The sequence below is a fragment of the Streptomyces sp. NPDC051243 genome (assembly GCF_044455405.1).
GTDB lineage: Bacteria > Actinomycetota > Actinomycetes > Streptomycetales > Streptomycetaceae > Streptomyces.
The window spans coordinates 1-1,244 of the sequence record NZ_JBITES010000041.1 but is presented as its reverse complement, the minus strand read 5'-3'; the positions used below and the strand labels follow the sequence as shown (position 1 = coordinate 1,244).

The following is a 1,244-nucleotide window of genomic DNA, read 5'->3' as shown; positions in this document are numbered from 1 at the left end:
GGCGGCGGTGGATGCGGTGGAAACGGACGGGGAAGGGACGGCGGGCGCGTGAGCGGCGGCGACGGCTACCAGGTCGATCCGGAGGCGCTGGAGCGGATCACGCGGGGCATCAACCAGGCGATCGGTGAGCTGCAGGAGTTGGGCTTCGACATCGAGGCGAGCCAGGGCCGCGGTTTCGACGAGTTGGAGCTGGCGGGTCTGGAGGTGGGAGACGCGGCGCTGCGTCAGGTCTTCGCCGACTTCTGCGAGCGGTGGGGCTGGGGGGTGTACTCGCTGGTGCAGGACGCCAATGAGTTCGCGGGTCGGTTGAACCTGTCGGCGGGGCTGTACCACGAGCAGGAGCAGTACGGCTCGAACACCTTCAAGAGGGTGTGGACGTCGGCCATGGGCAACCCGGGCCTGGCGCCGGAGGAGGTCGAAGGGCGTTCCTGGTCGGAGACGTTGAAGGACAATCCCGTATCCCACGTCATGAACGCGGACTTCAGCGAGGAGTCCATGCGGGAGGGCGAAGAGGCGGCCCGGCAGGCCTGGGCGAAGACGGCCGAGGACGTTCGGACGTCGACGGTGATCCCGGGTGCGTCGCTGGATCCGCGGGCGGAATGGCAGCAGATCGGCCCTTCGCAGGCAGCGGAGTCCGGTGAGTCCGGGAAGGGTGAGCGCTGATGGGCCTGGGGGACATCGTCGACGGCCTCAGCGACGGCTTCGACAGTGCCGTCGACGGGGTGACGGAGAACGTCGGCGAGGCCGTCAACTGGACCGCGGACAAGGCGGCGGACGGCTTGTCCGCGGTGGGCGCGGACAGCGCGGCCGAGGGCGTACGCGACTTCGGCGAGGGCGTGAGCAACCGGCTGGGCGGTGATGTCGCCGAGCGCGGGCTGGGGGAGAGCGAGGACCCGAAGGAACTGGTCCATGGCAGCGTGGAGGCGTTGGAGGCGAGGGCGAAGCATCTGCGCGACTTCTCCCGGGCGTTCGAGAACGTCGGTCAGGGCATGCGCGCGCTGGGCGGCGACGGCTGGCAGGGCAAGGCGGCGGACGCCTTCCGCGAGAAGTTCGACATGCATCCCAAGCAGTGGCTGACGGCGGCCGACGCCTGCGAGGCAGCGGCCGGGGCGCTGGGCACGTACGCGGACACCGTCCGCTGGGCGCAGCAGCAGGCGCAGTTGGCGATCGACACCTATCGCCGCGCCCAGGAGACCTCTCAGAAGGCGACGGACGCGCACAACGCCCGGGTGAAGGCGTACAAC

2 protein-coding genes are annotated in these 1,244 nt (G+C 70.0%); both read left to right on the top strand.

From position 1 onward, the window contains the following. Positions 1-663 (top strand): hypothetical protein (locus ACIBAG_RS45670; protein ID WP_399114069.1); only part of this gene is annotated, 663 nt, incomplete at its 5' end. Further along, positions 663-1,244, top strand: a 582-nt coding sequence (locus ACIBAG_RS45665) for a putative T7SS-secreted protein (protein WP_399114067.1), incomplete at its 3' end; no start/stop codon positions are given. The genes ACIBAG_RS45670 and ACIBAG_RS45665, both read left to right, overlap by 1 nt.